The 20,014-nt window shown below is 71.8% G+C and carries 21 protein-coding genes and 1 tRNA gene; 14 read left to right on the forward strand and 8 right to left on the reverse strand.

The window, feature by feature from the left end; all coding sequences use genetic code 11:
• The first annotated feature begins 20 nt into the window (after positions 1-20).
• From F6W97_RS30580 to F6W97_RS30590, 3 genes are read left to right on the forward strand one after another with little or no spacing between them, the layout of a single operon-like run.
• A complete protein-coding gene (locus F6W97_RS30580) occupies positions 21-1,046 on the forward strand; it encodes a hypothetical protein (RefSeq protein ID WP_155374045.1) in 1,026 nt (341 codons plus the stop codon).
• A 10-nt stretch (positions 1,047-1,056) separates the two neighbouring features.
• Complete coding sequence (locus F6W97_RS30585; protein WP_120317207.1) at positions 1,057-1,578, forward strand: NADH-quinone oxidoreductase subunit B; 522 nt, start codon at positions 1,057-1,059, stop codon at positions 1,576-1,578.
• Between the two features lie 52 nt (positions 1,579-1,630).
• Entirely contained in the window at positions 1,631-2,938 is a 1,308-nt protein-coding gene (locus tag F6W97_RS30590) for a DUF2252 domain-containing protein (protein WP_155374046.1), read from the forward strand.
• Positions 2,939-2,943: 5 nt separating this feature from the next.
• Here the strand turns inward: F6W97_RS30590 and F6W97_RS30595 are convergent, their stop codons facing one another.
• Both F6W97_RS30595 and F6W97_RS30600 read right to left on the reverse strand, forming a co-directional pair.
• Positions 2,944-3,756, reverse strand: a complete 813-nt coding sequence (locus F6W97_RS30595; RefSeq protein WP_155374047.1) for a hypothetical protein — start codon at positions 3,754-3,756, stop codon at positions 2,944-2,946.
• Positions 3,749-4,249 (reverse strand): SigE family RNA polymerase sigma factor, encoded by a 501-nt coding sequence (locus tag F6W97_RS30600; RefSeq protein WP_230687114.1) that lies wholly within the window; start codon positions 4,247-4,249, stop codon positions 3,749-3,751. Before F6W97_RS30600 ends, F6W97_RS30595 begins: the two co-directional genes overlap by 8 nt.
• 131 nt (positions 4,250-4,380) lie before the next feature.
• Between F6W97_RS30600 and F6W97_RS30605 the strand changes: the two genes are divergently transcribed.
• Together F6W97_RS30605 and F6W97_RS30610 are read left to right on the forward strand one after the other, a co-directional pair.
• Positions 4,381-4,938, forward strand: coding sequence for an NADH-quinone oxidoreductase subunit C (locus F6W97_RS30605; RefSeq protein ID WP_155374049.1), 558 nt, complete (start codon positions 4,381-4,383; stop codon positions 4,936-4,938).
• Between the two features lie 67 nt (positions 4,939-5,005).
• Complete coding sequence (locus F6W97_RS30610; RefSeq protein ID WP_155374050.1) at positions 5,006-5,962, forward strand: complex I subunit 1/NuoH family protein; 957 nt, start codon at positions 5,006-5,008, stop codon at positions 5,960-5,962.
• Between the two features lie 30 nt (positions 5,963-5,992).
• Here F6W97_RS30610 and F6W97_RS30615 read toward each other — a convergent pair whose 3' ends face one another.
• Positions 5,993-8,476 (reverse strand): carboxypeptidase-like regulatory domain-containing protein, encoded by a 2,484-nt coding sequence (locus F6W97_RS30615; RefSeq protein WP_155374051.1) that lies wholly within the window; start codon positions 8,474-8,476, stop codon positions 5,993-5,995.
• A gap of 208 nt (positions 8,477-8,684) precedes the next feature.
• On the opposite strand from F6W97_RS30615, the gene F6W97_RS30620 reads away from it, so the two are divergent.
• From F6W97_RS30620 to F6W97_RS30655, 8 genes are all read left to right on the forward strand, one after another.
• Positions 8,685-9,203 (forward strand): NuoI/complex I 23 kDa subunit family protein, encoded by a 519-nt coding sequence (locus F6W97_RS30620; protein WP_155374052.1) that lies wholly within the window; start codon positions 8,685-8,687, stop codon positions 9,201-9,203.
• The gene (locus F6W97_RS30625; RefSeq protein ID WP_155374053.1) at positions 9,200-9,730 is read left to right on the forward strand and encodes an NADH-quinone oxidoreductase subunit J family protein; all 531 of its coding nucleotides are present in this window, start codon (positions 9,200-9,202) and stop codon (positions 9,728-9,730) included. Before F6W97_RS30620 ends, F6W97_RS30625 begins: the two co-directional genes overlap by 4 nt.
• Positions 9,730-10,107: an NADH-quinone oxidoreductase subunit NuoK gene (nuoK, locus tag F6W97_RS30630; RefSeq protein ID WP_155374257.1), complete on the forward strand. Its 378-nt coding sequence runs from the start codon at positions 9,730-9,732 to the stop codon at positions 10,105-10,107. Before F6W97_RS30625 ends, nuoK begins: the two co-directional genes overlap by 1 nt.
• Positions 10,104-11,873, forward strand: a complete 1,770-nt coding sequence (locus F6W97_RS30635) for an NADH-quinone oxidoreductase subunit 5 family protein (RefSeq protein ID WP_155374054.1) — start codon at positions 10,104-10,106, stop codon at positions 11,871-11,873. Before nuoK ends, F6W97_RS30635 begins: the two co-directional genes overlap by 4 nt.
• Complete coding sequence (locus F6W97_RS30640) at positions 11,870-13,360, forward strand: complex I subunit 4 family protein (protein ID WP_155374055.1); 1,491 nt, start codon at positions 11,870-11,872, stop codon at positions 13,358-13,360. Before F6W97_RS30635 ends, F6W97_RS30640 begins: the two co-directional genes overlap by 4 nt.
• Positions 13,361-13,421: 61 nt before the next feature.
• Complete coding sequence (locus tag F6W97_RS30645; protein ID WP_155374056.1) at positions 13,422-14,936, forward strand: NADH-quinone oxidoreductase subunit N; 1,515 nt, start codon at positions 13,422-13,424, stop codon at positions 14,934-14,936.
• Between the two features lie 217 nt (positions 14,937-15,153).
• A complete protein-coding gene (gene htpX / locus F6W97_RS30650) occupies positions 15,154-16,029 on the forward strand; it encodes a zinc metalloprotease HtpX (protein WP_155374057.1) in 876 nt (291 codons plus the stop codon).
• A 190-nt stretch (positions 16,030-16,219) separates the two neighbouring features.
• Positions 16,220-16,708, forward strand: a complete 489-nt coding sequence (locus F6W97_RS30655; protein WP_155374058.1) for a PH domain-containing protein — start codon at positions 16,220-16,222, stop codon at positions 16,706-16,708.
• Between the two features lie 115 nt (positions 16,709-16,823).
• Here the strand turns inward: F6W97_RS30655 and F6W97_RS30660 are convergent, their stop codons facing one another.
• Complete coding sequence (locus F6W97_RS30660) at positions 16,824-17,318, reverse strand: YajQ family cyclic di-GMP-binding protein (RefSeq protein ID WP_155374059.1); 495 nt, start codon at positions 17,316-17,318, stop codon at positions 16,824-16,826.
• A gap of 125 nt (positions 17,319-17,443) precedes the next feature.
• On the opposite strand from F6W97_RS30660, the gene F6W97_RS30665 reads away from it, so the two are divergent.
• Positions 17,444-17,527, forward strand: a tRNA-Tyr gene (locus F6W97_RS30665).
• Between the two features lie 68 nt (positions 17,528-17,595).
• Here the strand turns inward: F6W97_RS30665 and F6W97_RS30670 are convergent.
• From F6W97_RS30670 to F6W97_RS30685, 4 genes are all read right to left on the reverse strand, one after another.
• Positions 17,596-18,093 carry a hypothetical protein gene (locus tag F6W97_RS30670; protein ID WP_155374060.1) on the reverse strand — a complete coding sequence of 166 codons (498 nt, stop codon included), beginning with the start codon at positions 18,091-18,093 and terminating at the stop codon, positions 17,596-17,598.
• A 139-nt stretch (positions 18,094-18,232) separates the two neighbouring features.
• A complete protein-coding gene (locus tag F6W97_RS30675; RefSeq protein WP_155374061.1) occupies positions 18,233-18,502 on the reverse strand; it encodes a hypothetical protein in 270 nt (89 codons plus the stop codon).
• Positions 18,503-18,607: 105 nt separating this feature from the next.
• Complete coding sequence (locus tag F6W97_RS30680) at positions 18,608-19,420, reverse strand: class I SAM-dependent methyltransferase (protein ID WP_155374062.1); 813 nt, start codon at positions 19,418-19,420, stop codon at positions 18,608-18,610.
• Positions 19,421-19,430: 10 nt separating this feature from the next.
• Positions 19,431-19,985, reverse strand: coding sequence for a GNAT family N-acetyltransferase (locus tag F6W97_RS30685; protein WP_155374063.1), 555 nt, complete (start codon positions 19,983-19,985; stop codon positions 19,431-19,433).
• Between the last annotated feature and the right edge of the window lie 29 nt (positions 19,986-20,014).

Here is a 20,014-nt window from a genome sequence, read left to right on the forward strand (position 1 = left end):
CAGGGGAGGGTGCACGCCACATGTTCGTGCAGCATGTTCAGCGGTTCCACCAGCTCATCCTCGGCCAGGATGTGAACTCCGCGCTGGCCGCGGTGGCTCCGCTGGTGCAGGCTGCCCGGCTGGCGCCGGCGCACGAGCTGACCCCGGCGGTGACCCACCTGGCCCCGGCCATCGGGGCGGCGCCGATCCCGTTCGTCGCGGCCACCGCGGCCACCGCCGCGGGCGCGCTCGTCGAGCTGGGCGGCTCGCCCGGCCCGCTCACCCGGATCGTGCTGGAGCGCCTGAACAGTGCCCTGACCGGCACGCACGCGTTCATCGACGCGTGGATGGCGTACGCCGGCGGCCGGCCGCTGCCGGAGCGTACGCAGCTGGACATCACGGTGGCGACCGGCCTACTGGCCTCCCAGCTCGGCCCGGACCGGGCGATGCCGCTGGTGGCCGCGTGGCGCGACGCCCCGCACTGGGCGCTCGCTGCCGTGGCCTGCCTGCACCACGCCGAGGCGCGGGCCCAGCTCGGCGACCGGGCCGCCTGGACCGCGCAGGTCGACCCGCTGCACTCGGCCGCCCCCGCGTTCATGCGGCTCATCCTGGCGCTGCGCATCATCGACGAGCACCTGCTGGTGCTGCACCGGCCGACCCGGCGCGGGGCGATGGTGTTCGTCAGCGGCGTGGCCGACAACTTCCAGCTGCAGACGCTGCTCGCCGACGCGCTGATCGGGGCGGGCCTGGTGCAGGGCAAGCGGCCCGACGCGCGCTGGATCAGCGCGTTCCAGCACGGGCCGGACGGCACCGTGCTGGAGCATGTGGACGACAGCTTCCACCTCACCGACGCGACCGGCGCGACCATGCGCAACGAGGCCGGTCCGGCCGACATCGCCGTGGTCAGCGGCTCGCGCATCCTGGTGCTGGACGACGCCCGCTACAGCCGGCACTGGCGGCCGGGGCGGCGCTTCCCGATCACCGCCCAGGTGCGCGTCGACCGCATCCTGACGCAGGAGGAGGTCGAGGCGTGGTTGGGCTACGTCCCGCCCACCTCCGCGGTCTAGGCTGACCCGTATGGCCCTGCCCTCGGTGCTCGGAGATCCGATCAAGTTCGTGCTGAACTGGGGTCGGCGCTACTCGCTGTGGGTGTTCAACTTCGGCCTGGCCTGCTGCGCGATCGAGTTCATCGCCAGCAGCATGGGCCGGCACGACTTCATGCGACTGGGCGTGATCCCGTTCGCGCACGGCCCCCGCCAGGCCGACCTGATGGTCGTGTCGGGCACGGTCACCGACAAGATGGCCCCGGCCATCAAGCGGCTGTACGACCAGATGCCCGAACCCAAGTACGTCATCTCCTTCGGCGCGTGCAGCAACTGCGGCGGTCCGTACTGGGACTCGTACTCGGTGACCAAGGGCGTGGACCAGATCATCCCGGTGGACGTGTACGTGCCCGGCTGCCCGCCGCGGCCCGAGGCGCTGCTGCACGGCATCCTGCGCCTGCAGGAGAAGATCGCCGCGGAGCAGTCCGGCTTCGGCGGCGTGCACCGCCCCGACCCGGCCGCGCTGACCGCCCCGATCGTGTCACCACCGCGCTGACCTGTCCTGTTTCCGCAGCGCCTGGTTGCGATCACGCGTTAGCGTCCAAGCCATGACGCGTTCCGAGCAGATCCTGGACGTGCTGGTCACCGAGTTCGGGCCGCTGATGACGGCGGAGCCCGCGGCGTTCCGGCGCAAGTTCCGCAAGATGGCGTCCAGCGCGTTCGCGTTCTACCGCGGCAGTGCGGCCCTGTTCTACGCCGACATGAACGGGCAGTACGCCGACGACACCTTTCTGACCCCGCAGACCAGCCGGGTGTGGATCCACGGTGACCTGCACGCGGAGAACTTCGGCACCTACATGAACGCCGAAGGCGTGCTGGTGTTCAACGTCAACGACTTCGACGAGGCGTACGTCGGCCCGTTCCTGTGGGACCTGCGGCGGCTGTGCGCCAGCATCGCGTTGCTCGGCTACGCCAAGGCGCTGTCCGACGAGACCATCGGCTACCTGATCAAGGACTTCGCCGGATCGTACCTGGCCGAGCTGCGCGCCATCGCGCTCGGCGGCGACGACGCCATCGGCTCGCTGACCCTGTCCACCACCACCGGGCCGCTGCACCGGGTGCTCCAGCAGGCCCGCCTGAACACCCGGGTGGACCTGCTGCAGGGCATGACCGTGATCGACCGGTACGAGCGCCGCTTCGCCGACCGCGACGGGGTCTACCAGATCGACGCGCCGACCCGGGCCGCCGTCGAGGAGGCCTTCCGGGGTTACCTCGGCACGCTGAACCCGTACCACGCGCACAACGGCCACTCCGGCGTCGAGCGCACCATCAAGGACGTCGTGCTGCGCAAGGGCGTGGGCATCGGCTCGGCCGGGCTGCCGTCGTACAGCCTGCTGCTCGAGGGGCACACCCAGGCGCTGGAGAACGACGTCGTCGTCTACATGAAGCAGGCGCAGACCCCGGCGGTGGCCCGGCACATCGACGACGCCCGGGTACGCGGCTACTTCCTGCACCAGGGCCACCGCACCGCCGAGTCGCAGCGGGCGCTGCAGGCCGCCGCCGACGCCTGGCTGGGCTACACCGAGCTGGGCGGGGTCGGGCAGCTCGTCGCCGAGGTGTCGCCGTACGCCGCCGACCTGGACTGGTCCGACGTCAACGAACCCGACGAGCTGGTCAGCGTGGTACGCGAGCTGGGCCGGGCGGTGGCCCGCATGCACTCGGTCGCCGACGACGAGTCCAGCCACGACCTCGTCGACTTCTCCACCGAGGAGGCGATCGTGGCCGAACTAGACCGCGACGAGGCCGGCTTCGTGCGCGGCCTGGTCGAGTTCGCGCACGCGTACGGCGCCCAGGCCCGCGGCGACCACCAGCTCTTCGTCGACCTGTTCCGCAACGGCGCGATCCCGGGCGTGTGACCCGGTCAGCAGTTGACGTTCAGGAAGTGCTGCCGGAAGAGGCCCGTGCTGCGGCCCGGTGACCAGGCCGGCAGGTCGAGGTGCTCGCCGGCGGGGATCGTCTCGGGGAACGTGTGGGCGCCGAAGTAGAAGTAGCGGTCCGCCGGGCAGTTGTACTCGCTGTACAGACGGCCGGTCCGAGTCGGCGTCGCGGCGCTGAGCACGAAGTCGTTGGCGCTGGCCATCATCTGGGAGGAGTCCTGGTAGACGTAGTACGCCGCCCAGGTGATGCGGATCTGCCACCCGTCGCAGAGCCGCTCCAGGTCCGCCGGGGCGATGCTGAAGGTCATCGTGGCGGGCGCGGGCGTGGTCGCGTTGGTGATCTGCGGTTCCACGATGTCGACGCAGGCCGGCGGCGGCGGTGAGGGCGACGGGGACGGGCTCGGGCTCGGGTTCGCGACCGGCTGCCCGGACGAACCCGGCCTGCCGCTCGGTGTCGCGCCGGGCGACGGCGAGGAGCCCGGCGCCGGTGTCGCCGAGGGTGACAGCGAGGGCACGACCGTCGGCGTCGCCGAGACCGGCCCGGACGGCGAGGCCGACGGGTCGACCGTGGGGCCGATCGACGGGGTGGGCACCAGCGGCGGCATCGGCGAGGTGGGTCGGGGGAGGAGGTTCGTGGCGAGGACGAGCGCCAGCACCAGCACCATGGCCAGCCCGGACACCCGCATGACCCGGCGGCGCCGCAGGGTGTTCCGGGCAGCGTCGGGGCCGGGCGGCCGCAGGTGCGGCTGCGCGGCGCGGCTCGCTTCGGCGAGCATCCGGCGGAGGTCGTCAGACACGGTCGACCTCCTCCGGAGCCAGCTCGGACAGTCGGTCGGCGAGGGTGGCCCGGGCCCGGTGCAGCCAGGACTTGACCGTTCCCTCAGCTACCCCGATCATCGCAGCGATCTCCGCGATCGGCAGATCCTCCAGATAGTGCAGGATCACCGCCTGACGTTGGCGGGTGGGCAGGTCGGACAGTGCGGCGACGATGGCCACCCGGTCAGGTTCCGGGCCGGGCGAGAGTTCCTCGCGGTGCCCGCGCGAGGCCAGTTCGAGGCCGCGCCGCACGCGCCGCCAGCGGCTGGTGGCGAGGTTCCAGGCGACCCGGCGCACCCAGGCGGCCGGCTCGTCGTACGTGGACACGGTCGACCACCGCGCCAGCGCCCGGATCATGGCTTCCTGCACCACGTCCTGGGCTTCGGCGAGGTCTCCGGTGTACACGTACAGCGCGGCGGCCAGCTTCTGGAACGACGCGCTGTAGAACTCCGCGAATTCGCGGTGTTCGGTCACGGGCAGCTCCAGGGGTGTCAGAAATCCGCCGCAGCATAGCGGGTCCGATCAACGGCGTCGGAGGGCCGCTCGGGTGGCCGCCGCCGGTGAGGTGGGGCGCGCCGGGCGGCGGCGGGCATAGGATGCCGGTCATGACGCCGGAGGAGATCGGAGCGCGCCTGGCGGAGTCCGTCACGGGCGCGCAGGCGGGCGTGTCGGGCGGCGGTCCGTACGCGCGTGCGGTCGTCGACGTGCCCGCCGCGTCCTGGCTGTCCGCGCTGACCACCGCGCGCGACGAGCTGGGTTGCGACTTCTTCGACTGGCTGTCGGCCGTGGACGAGCTGGACGCGGGCTTCGACGTGGTCGCGCACCTGTGGTCGACGGGTCGGCGGCACGGGGTGCTGCTGCGCACCCGGGTGCCAGTGGACGGGTCACTGGAGTCCGCCGTCGACGTGTATCCCGGCGCGGCGTGGCACGAGCGGGAGACGTACGAGATGTTCGGCATCGGTTTCCCCGGCCCGCTGGAACCGCTGCTGCTGCCGCCCGAGTTCGAGGGCCACCCGCTGCGCAAGAGTTTCGTGCTGGCCAGCCGGGTCGCCAAGCCGTGGCCCGGGGCCAAGGAGCCCGGCGAGTCGGAGACCGGCTCCAAACGCCAGGCGATCCGCCCGCCGGGCGTGCCCGCGCCGGGGGAGTGGGGGCCGGCGGCATGAGCGAACGCAGTGACCGAATCATGAGTCTTCCGGGCCGTCCAGGCGCGCAGCGGAGCGGAGCGACGGCATGACCTGGGAAGTGATCTTGCGGGTCGCGCTGGTCGCGGTGGCGTTCCTGACCCTGCCGCTGATCGTCGGCCAGACCGAGCACAAGGTGATGGCGCACATGCAGGCCCGGCTGGGCCCGATGTACGCCGGTGCGTTCCACGGCTGGGCTCAGCTGATCGCCGACGGCGTGAAGTTCGCGCAGAAGGAGGACGTGACCCCGCGCGCCGCGGACGGCCCGGTGTTCCGGCTCGCGCCCGCGGTCGCGCTGCTGCCGTACCTGCTGGTGCTGCTGGTCATCCCGCTCGGCCCCGGTGACCTGGTCGGGCAGCAGCTCGACGTCGGCCTGTTCTTCGTGCTGGCCGTCGTCGGCGTGGGCGTGATCGCGGTGCTGATGGCGGCGTGGGCCTCGGCGAACAAGTACTCGCTGCTCGGCGGCCTGCGCGCGGCGGCCCAGCTGCTCGGGTACGAGCTGCCGTTCGTGCTGTCCGCGGCAAGCGTGGCGATGGCCGCGGGCACGCTCAGCCTGCCCGGCATCGTGGCCGCCTGGCAGCCGTGGTGGCTGCTGTGGCAGCTGCCCGCGACGATCGTCTTCTTCGTGTCGGGGCTGGCCGAGATCCGCCGCCCCCCGTTCGACATGCCGATCGCCGACTCCGAGCTGGTCTTCGGCTACATGACCGAGTACACCGGCCTGCGCTTCGCGTTCTTCCTGCTCGCCGAGTACGTCGGCATCGTGGTCATCTCGGCGCTGACCGCGGCGCTGTTCCTCGGCGGCTGGCACGGCCCGTGGGCCGACTCGGTGGGCTGGCTGTGGATGCTGCTCAAGACCGGCGCGGTGGCGTTCGTCGTGATCTGGCTGCGGGTCTCCTGGCCCCGGCTGCGCGAGGACCAGCTGCAGCGCCTGTGCTGGCTGGTGCTGGTGCCGCTGGCGCTGGCGCAGCTGGTGCTGACCGCCGGCGTGCGGGTGGCGCTGAGCTAGCACCACCCGCACACCGGCGGCCACCGCCGCTCAGCGCCGCGGGCGCGGTCTGTGGCCGGACGCCGGGGGCATCCGCTCCGGGACCGGCGTCGGTTCGGCATCCAGGCAGTTCTGCCCCGGTGTCAGCGTGATCCTGCTGATCGTGCTCGCGCCGACCCGGTAGTACGGTGTCCGTCCGCTGCCGGAGCCGAAGTACGCCCAGCAGTGCTGGCCGTCGTAGTCGAGCCGCAGCACCACGGACCGGGCGGGCGGGAGGATCATGCCGAAGCCGCTGCCCGAGGCGTTGACCATCTCGCGGGTCGACGCGTCGTAAGCAGTCACATACCACAACACCGGAGCCGTCCCGCCGAACGCGAAGGACTGCACCATGGTGCCCGGCCGCAGGAAGGCGTCGGCCACGATCTCCGTCCGTGAAATGATCATCAGTGACGCGGGCGCGCCGGCCTCGCCCGGCCTGACGGTGACCATGCCGGGGCCTGAATAGGCGATCGCCCACTGGTACGGGCCCAGGTCAGCGAAGTGGTAGAAGCCGCCGTCGCCGCAGCTCGTCATCCCAGGCCCTGCCTGCGCGCAGGTGTCCCGCACCGGCTTGTTGGTGGCCGCCTCCCGCATGTTGCCGAAGACCCCGCCCGATTCGGCCGCGATGATCGTCGGCGCCGTCGTGACCGCGCCCGTTTGCAGGCGCACCGTCGCCGCGCTGCGGCGGTCGCCGGTCCCGCCCTGGTAGCCGAGCCACTGCGCCCCGGCCATACCCCGGGACCTGACGAACAGCTGCACGAATCCCGGCTGGAAAGGACCGAGCAGCAGCGTTCCGTCGCCGGCGGGCATGGCGCATACCGGTGCGCCTTGGCCGTCGTCCTCCAGCCCCCAGCGTCCGCGCACCGTGTGGACGCAGACCGGGGATCCCTCAGCCGGGTAGGCGGTCTGGTCCCGGTAGGTCGTCGCGATGACCGCGCCCGGCGCCATCTTCAGCGTCACCTTCGTGACCTCGCCCGGCCTGGCGGTGACCGAGGTCTGCGCCCGGAAGTGGTAGGGCTCGTGCGTCGCGGTGACGGTGTACGGGCCTGTCTGCCAGTCCAGTTCCCCGCGGTAGACGCCGTCGACGTCGGTGCAGACCTCCTGCCACATGTGGACGCACGCGCCGGAGATCGGGGCGCCGGTGACGGCGTCGAGCAGCGTGGCCTCGATCGTGGCCGGGCGGAGCATCGACTCGGTGATCTCGGTGGTCTGGCCGTCGACGATGGTGATGTCCTGCGCGGCGGTGCTGTCCGGCTTGGCGGGATACCACTGCGCCGGCCGCGACGGGCCCGAAGGGGCTGCGTGGGTGAGCTTCAGCTGGTACCGGCCGGCGGGCACCTCGGCCAGGTCGATGGTGCCGTCGAAGCGGACCGGCAGCGTGTAGGTCCAGGCGCCGTTCGCCGTCGACAGCGTGGCGTTGACACCCGGCGGGGGCAACGTCCCGTCGTAGTCCTTGAGGTTGACCTTCAGCCGACCCGAGCCCGCGCCCATCCTGATGGCGATGGGCGTGCTTGACGCCGTCCTGCCGCGGTATGGCTCGGGATCGTTGGCGTCCCAGGTGGTGGCGAACCCGGCCGCGCTCACTTTCGTGTACACAGGGATCCCGAACCGGATGTTCGGCGCCGCGAACCGGCCCTCGCCGTCGGTCTGCACCGTGGTGACGGGGACCAGGCCGTTGCCATACAGGCTGACCTGCGCGTTCGGCACCGGCGTGTCGTCCGGTTGCATGACGGTGCCCTGCACGGTGATGAGCTGGGGCGCGGTGGGGATCGGGTCGACGGCCCGGAACTGCTCGACGGCCGTGGCGGTGCCGCCCTCGGTGATCTCCACGGTCGCCCCCTCGGCCCGGGTGGCCTTGGCCGGATACCACTGGGTGGCGTAGCCGCTGCCGTTGAACGCCACGTGGTAGCTCCCGACGGGCAGGCCGGTGCGCTCGAAACCGCTGCCGAAGTCGGCGGTGTAGGCGATCGGCTTCTCGGCGCCGACCGGGTACAGGACGGCGGTGGCGAAGATCGCCGGAGTGCCGTCCTGGCGGGTCAGCGAGCCGCGGAAGGTGCCCTTGCGCCGTTCGATCACGAAGTCGGCGACCGGGGCCTGGCCCGGGTAGGCGCCCACGGCGACCGCGTAGTTCTGGTCCAGCGACCCCGGCCACCACCAGTTGTGGTCGTCGATCGTGGCCTTAAGGAAGATCGTGTACGCGTAGGCGTTGGCGAGGGTGTACCGGCCGTCGGCGCCGGTGCAGGTGCGCCCCAGGGTCTGCCGGTTGTTGTTGTACGCGGTCACGCAGGCCCCGGCGATCGGGTTGCCGGAGGCCTTGTCGGTGACCTTTCCGCTGATCTGGCTCGTGGCCTTGGTGACCGCCGTGGCGGACGGCGCCGATGCGGGCGCGGATGCGGGTGCCGCCGCCGGTGCGGCCTGCCGCCGGGCGGCGGTCGCCGATGCGGCCTGGACGGCTGCGGTGTGCGACGCGGTCTGGACGGCTGCGACCTGGGACAAGGTGCCTTGGACTGAGACGTTCGGCGGCACCGCCTGGGACGACGATGGGACGATTAGTGCCGCCGCCAGAAGGGCGATGACGGCCGGCGCGCGTTTGCGCATGGATGGAGCCTCCCCGTTTCGAAACGCGCTCACCGTAACGGATCATGGGGGCTACCGGATCATCCGTGCGTACCGGTACTCGCGCGCCGACCGGCGACACGGCAGGATGGAGCTCATGAGCATTCCGGGCGCGGGATTGGGCAAGGGCCTGGCGGTCACGCTGAAGACCCTGGTGACTCCCTCGACGACGCAGCAGTATCCGGATGTGGCGCCCGAGCTGCCGCCGCGCTCCCGGGGCGTGATCGCCCTGCGCGAGGAGAACTGCACGGTCTGCATGCTGTGCTCGCGTGAGTGCCCCGACTGGTGCATCTACATCGACTCGCACAAGGAGGAGGTCGTGGTGCCGGGCGCGGCCCGCCCCCGGCAGCGCAACGTCCTCGACCGGTTCGACATCGACTTCTCGCTGTGCATGTACTGCGGCATCTGCATCGAGGTGTGCCCGTTCGACGCCCTCTACTGGTCGCCGGAGTTCGAGTACGCCGAGTACGACATCCGCGACCTCATGCACGACAAGGACCGGCTCGGCGAGTGGATGGCCACCGTGCCGCCGCCGCCCCCGCACGACCCGCTCGGTGAGCCGTCGAAGGAGGAGACCGCCGTGGCCAAGCGCGCGAGCGCCTCGTGACGTTGCAGGACGTGCTGCTCGCGGTGGCCGGCCTGGTCGCGGTCGCGGGCGGCGTCGCCGTGGTGACCACCAAGCAGCTGGTCCGGGCGGGCCTGTGGCTGGTCGTCGCGCTGGGCGCGGTCGCGGTGGAGTTCCTGCTGCTCGGCGCGGAGTTCGCGGCCTGGGTGCAGGTGCTCATCTACGTCGGCGCGGTGGTGGTGCTGCTGCTGTTCGCGGTGATGCTGACCCGCGCGCCGATCGGCCGCAGCTCTGATCTGGACCGCCCGGCCCTGCCCGCGGCGCTGGTCGGCGCGGCTTCCGGGCTCGGTTTGGCCGCGCTGTTCGTCGGTGTGTTCGCGCAGTTCCAGGTCCCGGCCCCGGCGGTCGGCACCGCCGAGCGCATCGGCGACGCCGTCTTCGGCGACTGGGTGCTGCCGTTCGAGGTGCTGTCGATCCTGCTGCTGGCCGCGCTGGTCGGCGCGATCGTGCTGTCGCGCCCGTCCGCGCCGCAGGAGACGACTGCCGTTGCACAGGGGAGCAGCCGATGATCCGTCCGGTGATCCCGCTGGTGACCGCGGCGCTGCTGTTCGGGCTGGGCGCGTACGGCGTGCTGCGGCGGCGCAACGCGGTGCTGGTGCTGATGTCGGTCGAGCTGATGCTCAACGCGGTGAACCTGATCCTGGTCACCGGCGACACCATGCGCGAGCGGGTGACCGGCCAGATCTTCGCCCTGTTCGTCATCGTGATCGCGGCGGCCGAGGTGGGCGTCGGCCTGGCGCTGGTGCTGCGGCTGTTCCGGCTGCGCCAGGACATCGACATCGACCAGGTGGCGCTCGACGACGAGCCGCGTGCCGCCGCGCCGTCCGCCGAGCCCGTGCTCGCCGGTCCGACCGGCGCGCCCACGCTCGACGGGGAGCAAGCATGATCGCGACGCTGGTGCTGGCCCCACTGGTGTGCGGGCTGGTCGGGCTGCTGCTGCCGATGCGCAACCGGCCGGTCGGCGCGGCGCTGGGCATCGCCGGTGCCGCGGTCAGCCTGGTGCTGACGGTGCTGCTGCTGGCCGACGGCACGCGCGGGGAGTTCTCGACGACGTGGGCCAGCTTCGGCGACCTCGGCGTGACGCTGACCGCGCTGGTCGACACGCGCGCGCTGCTGATGTCGCTGGCGGTCGCGGTGGTCGCGCTGTGCGTGCAGGTGTACTCGGTCGGCTACCTGGCCGGGGACGGGCGCTACGGGCCGTACGCCGCCCAGATCTCGATCTTCACCGGCGCGATGCTGACCGTGGTGTTCTCCGGCGACCTGATCTCCCTGCTGATCGGCTGGGAGGTGATGGGCGCCTGCTCGTACCTGCTCATCGCGCACGACCGCACGCTGCCCGAGGCCCCGGCCGCCGCGGTGAAGGCGTTCCTGGTCACCCGCGTCGGCGACATCGGCTTCCTGCTCGGCATCGTGCTGCTCGGCGTCACCGCGGGCAGCTTCCGCATCACCGAGGTGCTGGCCGCCGTCCCGGCGATGTCCGGCCCGACGGTGACCGCGGCGGCGCTGCTGCTGCTGGCCGGGGTCGCCGGCAAGAGCGCCCAGTTCCCGCTGCACACCTGGTTGCCCGACGCGATGGCCGGCCCGACGCCGATCTCGGCGCTCATCCACGCCGCCACCATGGTCGCCGCCGGTGTGTACGTGGTGGCCCGGCTCTTCCCGGTTTTCGCGGCCTCCCCGACGGCGCTGGCCGTGATGGCCGCGATGGCGGGGGTGACCCTGCTGCTCGGCGCGCTGGCCGCGACCGCCGCCGACGACATCAAGCGGGTGCTGGCCTGGTCGACCGTCTCGCAGCTCGGCTACATGATGGCCGCGCTGTCCGCCAAGGCCGTCGACGCGGCGATGTTCCACCTGCTGGCCCACGCCGCGTTCAAGGCGCTGCTGTTCCTCTGCGCCGGATCGGTGATCCACGCGGTGGGCAGCAACCTGATGTCGCGCATGGGCGGGCTGCGCAAGGACATGCCGCTCACCTTCTGGACCATGACGATCGGCCTCGGCGCGCTGATCGGGCTGCCGCCGTTCGTCGGCTTCTTCAGCAAGGAAGCCGTCGTCGGGGCGCTGCACGCGCAGCCCGCGCTGTGGCTGGCCGCGCTGCTCGGCGTCGCGCTGACCGCCTGGTACTCCACCCGCCTGTGGCTGCTGACCTTCTTCGGCCCGGCCCGCGACGCCACGGTGCACGCGCACGAGCCCGGCTGGGCCATGCGGGCCCCGCTGCTGCTGCTCGCCGTGCCCGCGGCCGGCCTGGGCGTCGGCGCGCTCGTCGCCGACTACGAACTGGCCCACCTGGGTCTCGAACTGGTGCTGCCGCTGGTGCTGGCCGTGCTCGGCGTCGCCGCCGCCTGGTGGGGCTGGCGCCGCGCCGACGCCGGTGACCCGGCCGCGGTGCTCGGCCGGGCCGGGCCGTTCCTGGCGGGCGGGCTCGGTCTGGACACCGTCCAGGACCGCCTGGTCGTACAACCCGTGCGGGCGCTCTCCCGGGCGGTCACCGCGGTCGACGTGTCCGGCGTGGACGGCGCGGTCAACGGCCTCGGCCGGGCGACCACCGGCGCGGGCGCGGGACTGGCCGCGTGGCACCGCGCCGCGCTGCCCCGGGCACTGGCCGGGATACTGGTCGGCGCGGTGCTGGTGACGGTGACGGCGGTGGTGTTCGCATGACGACCTCTGAGTTCCTCCTGGTGGGCGTGCTGTTGGCGCCGCTGCTGGGGGCCGTCGCCGCGCTGCTGCTGCGCGGGCGGGCCGGCACGATCACGGCCACCGTCGCCGCGGCGCTGAGCCTGCTGCTGGCGGCTCCGATGTTCATGGCCCGCGGCGTGGTCGAGTCGTCCGGCCGGGGGGCCGCGCTGTGGCACGAGGTCGACTGGACCTGGGTGCCCGCGCTGGAGTTGCGGCTGAACCTCGGCGTGGACGGCATCTCGTACCCCCTGGTCGTGCTGACGGCGCTGCTGACCCTGCTGTGCTGCGGCTACCTGATGTGGCAGCGGCCGGAACGGGCCAACCAGCTCGCCGCGCTGCTGCTGGTGATCGAGGTAGGCATCCTCGGCACCTTCCTCGCCTTCAACCTGGTGCTGTTCTTCCTGGCGTTCGAGGTGGTGCTGCTGCCGATGGCGGCGGTCATCGCCGGGTGGGGCGGCCCGGCCCGGCGCGCGGCGGCGCTGAAGTTCGCGCTCTACACCCTGGCCGGATCGGTGCTGCTGCTGATCGGTGTGGTCGCGGTCGTCGTGCAGACCGGCACCGCCGACATCGCACGCCTGACCGCCGAGCCCGGCCTGCTGTCGCACGACGCCCAACTGTGGATCTTCGGACTGTTCGCGATCGCGTTCGCCGTGAAGAGCCCGCTGTGGCCGCTGCACACCTGGCTGCCCGACGCGCACACCGAAGCGCCGACTGTCGGCAGCGTGATCCTGGCCGGGGTGCTGCTGAAGATGGGCACGTACGGCCTGATCCGGGTCGGGGTCGGGGTGACGCCCGAAGGTGCCGCGGCGTTCGCGCCCGCGCTCGGTGTGCTCGCGGTCGCCGCGATCCTCATCGGGTCCCTGGTCTGCCTGTCACAGGTCGAGGTCAAACGCCTGATCGCGTACTCCTCCGTCGGGCACATGGGGTTCGTGCTGCTCGGCATCGCCACCCTCAACGAGATCGGCCTGCAGGCCGCGCTGATCGGCAACATCGCGCACGGCCTGCTCACCGGACTGCTGTTCTTCCTGGCCGGCGCGATCAAGGACCGGGCGCACACCGGCCTGCTCGCCGACCTCGGCGGTCTGCGCGAGCGCCAGCCCTGGCTGGCCGGCGTGCTCGGCTTCGCCGCGCTGGGCAGCCTCGGCCTGCCCGGCCTCGCCGGGTTCTGGGGCGAGGCGTTCGCCGTGGTGGCGTCCGTGCAGCGCGGCGGCACCCTGTGGACCGTGCTGGCGGTGCTGGCCGCGATCGGCGGCGCGCTGACCGCGGCATACCTGCTGCGGCTGCTGCGGCGGGTCAGCCACGGCCCGCAGGCCGCGACGCTCGCGGGCGCACCCGAGGCCCGGGTCCCCGAACTGGTCGCCTGGTCGCCGCTGGTGGCCCTGGCACTGCTGCTCGGCGTGATGCCGATGCTGGTGCTGGGCATGTCGGCCGACGCGGTGGCCGCGCTGACGGCAGCGGTGACGCCGTGAAGCCGAAGCCGGGACTGTCCGCCGACCTGGCGGCCACGTCGACGACGGGAGCGGTGGCACCATGAACCTCCAGCTGATGCTGCCCCTGCTGGTCGCCGCCGGGACCGCGCTCGCGGTGCTGGTCGTGGACCTGATCACGCAACCGCGCTGGCGCTGGCCGCTCGGCGCCGGCCTGCTCGGCGCGGTGGCGACCGCGATGACCGCGGCGTTCACGCAGCCGCGCCAGATCGGCACCTTCTGCGCCGGGCTCGCCGCACCCGGCAGCGACGCGATCATGCCGGTGGACTGCGCGCTGGTCTTCGACTCCCGGGCCCGCCTGGTATCCGTGCTGGTGGCGGCGCTGACCGTCGGTGCGCTGCTGCTCTACGTCCCGGCGCTGCGCCGTGGCGACGCCCCCGCGGGCGAGACGGTCTTCCTGTTCGCTTGCGCGATGACCGGCGGTGTCGCGCTGGCCGCCGCCGGCGACCTGATCACCCTGATCGTGGCCCTGGAGACCCTGACCATCCCGCTGTACGCCCTGGTGGCGCTGCACCGCCGGCGGGCCGGTGAGGCCGCTGCCGCCGCGGTGACGTTCTTCGCCAACAGCGTCGCCGCGACCGCGGTCACCCTGCTCGGCGCGGCGCTGCTCTACCTCGCCTCGGGCACCGTGCAGCTGCGCGGGCTGGTCTCGGCCCCGCTGTTCGCCACCGGGCAGTGGCGGCCCGTGGCGCTCACCGGCCTGGCGCTGATCCTGGTCGGCCTCGGCTTCAAGGTCGCCGCCGCGCCGCTGCACGCCTGGGCCCCGGCCACGTACGAGGGCGCGCCCGTGCCCGTGGCCGCGTTCCTGTCCACCGCCTCCAAGCTGGGCGGCGTGGTGGCGATCCTGATCGTGGTCGACGGCGTGCTGGCCACCGGGGCCGCGGGCGACGACCGCAGCATGTTCATCACCGCGGGCATCACCCTGGCCGTGCTCGCCGCGCTGTCGATGCTGATCGGCACGCTGGTCGCCCTGCGCCAGCGCCGCACCGTGCGCCTGCTGGCCTGGTCGTCGATCGCGCAGGCCGGGTTCATCCTCGCGCCGCTGGGCGGGCTCACCGGGCTGGCGCTGGCCGGCCAGGCCGACGGGCTGCTCGACGCCGCGCTCGCGTACACCGTGTTCTTCCTGGTGCTGGAGCTGGCCGCGTTCAGCGCGGTGGTGGCGCTGCGCCCGGACGCACCCGACGGCGGCACCCTGGCCGACCTGCGCGGCCTGGGCCGGACCGCGCCGTGGCGCGCCGCGGCGCTGACCTTCGCCCTGGTCGGGCTGGCCGGCCTGCCGCCGATGCTGGCCGGGCTGTTCGCCAAGATCACCGTGATCCAGGCGCTGCTGCGCGTCGACTCCTACCGGCTCGCCGTACTGGTGGCCCTGGTCTCGGTCATCGGCCTCGCCGTGTACTGGCGTCCCGTCGCCGCCCTCTACCGCGCCGCCGACGGGGCTGCCGAGGCTGCCCGCGTGCCGTGGGCCCCCGCCGCGGCGCTCGGCCTGGCCACCGCCGCCGGCCTCCTCCTCACCATCGACCCCCAACTCCTCTACGCCGCAGTAACCGCCTGGCGCTGACCCGACCCAGCGGGTCAGGTGCAAGATCGCTGTTTCGTGCCATGATCTGCGGTCCCACCGCAGGTTCTGACACGAAACAGCGATCACCGCGGTGCGACGGCCGGGCAAAACGCGAGTTTTCAGCATGTTCACAGCCCTCGGCGGGAACGTGGAGACCAGGAGCACTGGTTGACACAGATGCGCGGTTCACCGACCGCGCCACTCGTGGAGGGAAGGCATGCACAGCCACAACGGCTTGAAGACGGCGGCCCTGCTGGGCCTGCTGACAGCGATCATCCTGGGCATCGGCTATTGGTTCGGCGGCAGCGCCGGGCTGTTCATCGCCGTCATCGTGGCGCTGCTCATGAACGGTGTGAGCTACTTCTTCTCGGACAAGCTCGCGCTGCGCTCGATGCGCGCCCAACCGGTCAGCGAGGCCGATTTCCCCCAGCTCCACCAGATGGTGCGGGAACTCTCGCAGCAGGCCGGACAGCCCATGCCCCGCCTGTACGTCAGCCCCACCATGCAGCCCAACGCCTTCGCCACCGGCCGCAACCCGCAGCACGCGGCGGTGGCGGTGACCGAGGGCATCACCCGCATCCTCGACTACCGCGAGCTGCGCGCCGTCATCGGCCACGAGCTGTCGCACGTCTACAACCGCGACATCCTCATCTCCAGCGTCGCCGGGGCGCTGGCCGGCATCATCACCATGCTGGCCAACCTCGCCTGGTTCATCCCGCTGGGCGGCGACGACGAGGACGGCCCCAACCCGCTCGCGCTGATGATGATGCTGATCCTCGGCCCGCTGGCCGCGACGATCATCCAGCTCGCCATCAGCCGCAGCCGGGAGTTCCAGGCCGACGCCTCCGGCGCGCAGCTCACGAACGACCCGCTGGCCCTGGCCAGCGCCCTAAAGAAGATCCACATGGGGGTGCAGCAGATGCCGCTGCCCGCCGAGGGACAGCTCGCCAGCTCGGCCCACCTGATGATCGACAACCCGCTGAAGGGCGGCGGCATCGCGTCGCTGTTCTCCACGCACCCGCCGATGGAGGAGCGGGTCCGGCGCCTGGAAGCCATGGCCGCCAGCTCCGGCCCGATCCAGTACATGCGCTGACGCTCCGCGGAAGGGCCCCACCGCCCGGTGGGGCCCTTTTCATGTCCGTTCATCCGATCCAGGCTCGCCGAAATGCTCTCTGAGCGTGAGCCGACTCGATTACTCGTGTTTGCGGTGCTTCGGTCTCCAGCGGCGAAGCCGGGCGGTGTTTCGGTCGGCTCTGCCTTCTGAACTGGCATAATCCGCGAGTGTGAGTCCCGATCACGTGCCTGCCGGAGCCGGGTCGGGCATGTCGCGACTGCCGCGAACCTTCCGTAACGGCGCGTACCCGGTGCTCGGCTGGACCTCGATGCTCGTGGCGCTGTGCTGTCTGTCCGGCGCGTGGGCAGTTCGCGGGAACGTCGACGACGGGTTCATCTTCGTACCGCTCAGCATCCTCGCCGTCCTGGTCTGCTGGCGTGGCTACGTCCGCCCCCGCATCGTGGCCGACGTCGAGGGCGTCACCATCGTGAACGTCCTGACGACCCATGTCGTCCCGTGGTCCGACATCGAGCGCTTCCAGGCTTTCGATCTGCTGACCGTCTTCCTGCTGCCGGAGCGGGGCGGTCGGATCGCCGTATGGGCCGTGCAGGCGGCGAATCTGGCCCGGTTGGCGGGTCGGCGGAGCAAGGCCGACGACGTCGCCGACGAACTCAATGCCCTGCTCCGTGCTGCGAACGGCAGCGCGGGACCAGCCTAGGGTGGCTGAACTGCCGTCAAAGTTGGTCCGCCGCGGAGCCATGGCCCGGGGCGAATTTGGCCCCGTACGTCGCCCGAGGGCGACCGTGCGGGGCCAAGTGCTGTTGCGGGCGGTGTCAGCGGTAGTTGGTGAACTGGAGGGCGACGTCGAAGTCGCCTCCCTTGAGCAGGGCGATGACTTCCTGCAGATCGTCCTTCTTCTTGCCGGTCACCCGGAGCTGGTCGCCCTGGATCTGCGCCTGGACGCCCCTGGGGCCCTCGTCGCGGATCTTCTTGGAGATGGCCTTCGCCTTCTCCTGGTCGATGCCCTGGATGATCTTGCAATCGATCTTGTAGATCTTGCCGGAGGACTTCGGATCGCCGGCGTCCAGCGACTTCAGGGAGATGTTGCGCTTGATCAGCTTCTCCTTGAAGACGTCCAGGGCGGCGATCGCCCGGTCCTCGGTGTTGGCCTGGATCGTCACGCCCTCCTCGCCGGCCCAGGTGATGGATGCTCCCGTGTCACGGAAGTCGAACCGCGTGCCCAGCTCCTTCTCGGCCTGGTGCAGAGCGTTGTCCACCTCCTGCCGATCAACCTTGCTGACGATGTCGAACGACGGGTTAGCTGCCATGCGTACCGTTTTAGCAGATCCGGCGGCGCGCCGTGCTCATGGTCCAACCCGGTTGCACGCGGCTGCCGGCATACCGCTATCCTTATCGAGCCAACATCGCCTGCGGTGCTGGCGACGCTGTACCAGGCGGGTTGCCCGAGCGGCCAATGGGAGCGGACTGTAAATCCGTCGCGAAAGCTACAGAGGTTCGAATCCTCTACCCGCCACCAACAGCGCAAAGAGCCCCTCACCAAGTGAAATCTGGTGAGGGGCTCTTTCGTGCGGTCGGCCGCCGGGCTCAGGCCGCGCAGAGCTCCTCGAGCTTCTTGCCGGCCGCCTCGAACTCCGGGGCGTCCATCGCGCTGCTGGCCTTGTCGAAGTCGCCGCCGGCGGACTCGATGGCCTTGGTGGCCGTGGTCAGGGCGGCGACGGTCGCGTCGAGAGCGGCCTTGACCTCGGCGTCGGCGCTGTCGGCGGCGGCTGTGCTGAGGGCGGCGCCGAAGTCGGTCATGGTCTTCTTCAGGTCGACGACGAGCTGCTGCTGCCTGGTCTTGTCGTCCATGGCCTTCATGGCCTCGCCGAGCGTGTTGACCAGGGCCATCTTGGCGGCGAGCTCGGCCTTCTCGTACGCCGCGCAGGTGGTCTTCTTGTCGGCGGTGCCGGCCGGCGCGGCGGCGGCCGTGGCCGACGGAGCCGCGGAGGAGCCCGGTCCCGCCTCGGTCGTGGGCGTGTCCGTGCAGGCGGCGGTGCCGAAAACGGCCAGGCTGAGGGAGAGGGTCGCGATGACGCGGCGCATGACTGGGTTCCTTCGGTTCGACGATGGGCGCCTGTATCCAGGCTGCCGAGTTGATCACTCGGCAGCCTAGGGTCGGCGTGTCACAGCCCGATCACCGAATGGTCCCCGGTCAGGCGCGGTTGCCGGCGCCGGCCGGTACCTAGGCGGTCGGCAGGTTCCGGTCGAGCGCTTCGCTGATCTGCGTTGCCGAAAGCGCGGGGTAGCACCTGGCCAGATCCGCGATCGCGGCGTCGCGTGTGATCTCGCCGGTGCGCTGGCGTCCGGCCAGCACGCTCGCCGTCTGATCGAGACCGGCCGGTGGGCGTCGGCGCGCGAAGGCCCGTCCGCCGAAGTAGCCGAGAGCGAAGACCACCATGGCCGCGACGGAGAAGCAGACCAGGATGTCGGGGATGTTGATGTTGTTGAGCACGCCGAGAGGATAGGCGCAGGCTGCCGAAACGTGTGCCCCGCCCCGGGAGCGGACCGCTCACACCGGCCCACGCCCGCGGTGCCTTCCGGCGGCGACGGCCCGGGTTCAGGGCACCTGACCTGTGGCGATCACCGCGGCGGTGGGCAGCGCGAGCCGACCGTCCCCGTCCAGGTGAGCCGCGACGGCGCGGTCGTAATGTGCCTTGACCACGGCTACCTCGGCCGCGTCCAGGACCGACAGCATCGCGCCGAGCACGCCGATCCCGTTCGCCGGTCCGGCCCACCAGTCCTCGGGGTCGGCCCGGTGGGTCCAGGTGACGGTGTGCGCCGACACGTCCGTCAGCCCTGCGCCGCGCAGCAGGTCCGCGAGCCCGTCCGGGTCGCGGGTGAAGTTCAGCTCCTCGGCGACCAGTGGTGCGGAGTCCGGGCGGCGCAGGCCGCAGGCCGCCGAGACGGTGCCCCAGAGCTGCTGCAGCGGCGGCGCGGGCGCGGGCCAGACGCTCACTGCGACGCGGCCGCCGGAACGGGTGACCCGGCGCAGCTCCGACGTCGCCGCGGCCGGGTCGCCGACGTGGTTGACGACGAAGTTGCCCACGGTGGCGTCGAAGCCGCCGTCGTCGAGCGGCAGCTCCGGCAGCACGCCGTGGCGTACGTCGGCGCCCGGGACGGCGCGCCGGGCGGCGTCGACCATGCTCTGCTCGGCGTCCACCGCGGTGACCGCAGCACCGCGGGCCAGGGCGAGAGCCGCGACGGTGCCGGTTCCGGCGCCGACGTCGAGCAGCCGCGTCCGGTCACCGACCCCGGCCGCGTCGAGCAGCGCAGGGCCGGTGTGCCCGCAGAGGGCGGCGAAACTTCGCTGGTACGCCGACGCGCGTCCCTGCCACAGGCGGCGCTCGTAGTCGTCGAAGGCTGTCGTCACCGGCCGGAGCCTACCGGCGGCCCATCGCCCGCCACTCGGCGGCGAGCAGCGAGTACACCTGGACGTCGTGGTTCTCGCCCTGGTGCGGGAACGCTTCGCGCAGGACGCCGTCCAGGGTCATGCCCAGGCGTTTCGCGCAGGCGATGCTGGCGGCGTTGCCGGGCACGGTGCGCCACTCGACGCGGTTGATGCCGCGCTCGTCCACCGCCCAGGCGATCATGCGGGTGGCGGCCCGCGTGATCAGGCCCTGTCCCTGGGCGTCCGGGGCCAGCCAGACGCCGATCTCGGCGGTGCGGAAGCGGGTGTCGAAGGTGCGGAACAGGGTGCCGCCGACCAGCTCGCGGTGCTGCCAGATGCCGTAGATGCGGCCGCCGTCGCGGGCGGTGTCGTCGGCGTACCGCTGAAGCCAGGCGCGGGTCTGGGGCTCGTCGGTGAGGGCGGTGGCCCAGGGCAGCCAGGGCGCGAGGTGGGCGCGGTGCCGTTCGATGAAGTCCGCGAATTGCGCGGCGTAGGCGGGCTCCAGGACGCGCATCTCGGCGGTGTCGGTGAGGGAGTAGGCCAGCACGGATGCTCCTGTTCGCGTACCAAACGTTT

Origin of the sequence: Catellatospora vulcania (assembly GCF_009720385.1) — a bacterium.
Taxonomy (GTDB): Bacteria; Actinomycetota; Actinomycetes; order Mycobacteriales; family Micromonosporaceae; genus Catellatospora; species Catellatospora vulcania.

Coding starts and splice junctions, on each gene's coding strand:
- F6W97_RS30620 (WP_155374052.1), top strand. CDS start 8,685: ATGGAGCTCATGAGCATTCCGGGCGCGGGATTGGGCAAGGGCCTGGCG.
- F6W97_RS30610 (WP_155374050.1), top strand. CDS start 5,006: ATGACCTGGGAAGTGATCTTGCGGGTCGCGCTGGTCGCGGTGGCGTTC.
- F6W97_RS30585 (WP_120317207.1), top strand. CDS start 1,057: ATGGCCCTGCCCTCGGTGCTCGGAGATCCGATCAAGTTCGTGCTGAAC.
- F6W97_RS30605 (WP_155374049.1), top strand. CDS start 4,381: ATGACGCCGGAGGAGATCGGAGCGCGCCTGGCGGAGTCCGTCACGGGC.
- F6W97_RS30635 (WP_155374054.1), top strand. CDS start 10,104: ATGATCGCGACGCTGGTGCTGGCCCCACTGGTGTGCGGGCTGGTCGGG.
- F6W97_RS30645 (WP_155374056.1), top strand. CDS start 13,422: ATGAACCTCCAGCTGATGCTGCCCCTGCTGGTCGCCGCCGGGACCGCG.
- F6W97_RS30660 (WP_155374059.1), bottom strand. CDS start 17,318: ATGGCAGCTAACCCGTCGTTCGACATCGTCAGCAAGGTTGATCGGCAG.
- htpX (WP_155374057.1), top strand. CDS start 15,154: ATGCACAGCCACAACGGCTTGAAGACGGCGGCCCTGCTGGGCCTGCTG.
- F6W97_RS30640 (WP_155374055.1), top strand. CDS start 11,870: ATGACGACCTCTGAGTTCCTCCTGGTGGGCGTGCTGTTGGCGCCGCTG.
- F6W97_RS30670 (WP_155374060.1), bottom strand. CDS start 18,093: ATGCGCCGCGTCATCGCGACCCTCTCCCTCAGCCTGGCCGTTTTCGGC.
- F6W97_RS30580 (WP_155374045.1), top strand. CDS start 21: ATGTTCGTGCAGCATGTTCAGCGGTTCCACCAGCTCATCCTCGGCCAG.
- F6W97_RS30590 (WP_155374046.1), top strand. CDS start 1,631: ATGACGCGTTCCGAGCAGATCCTGGACGTGCTGGTCACCGAGTTCGGG.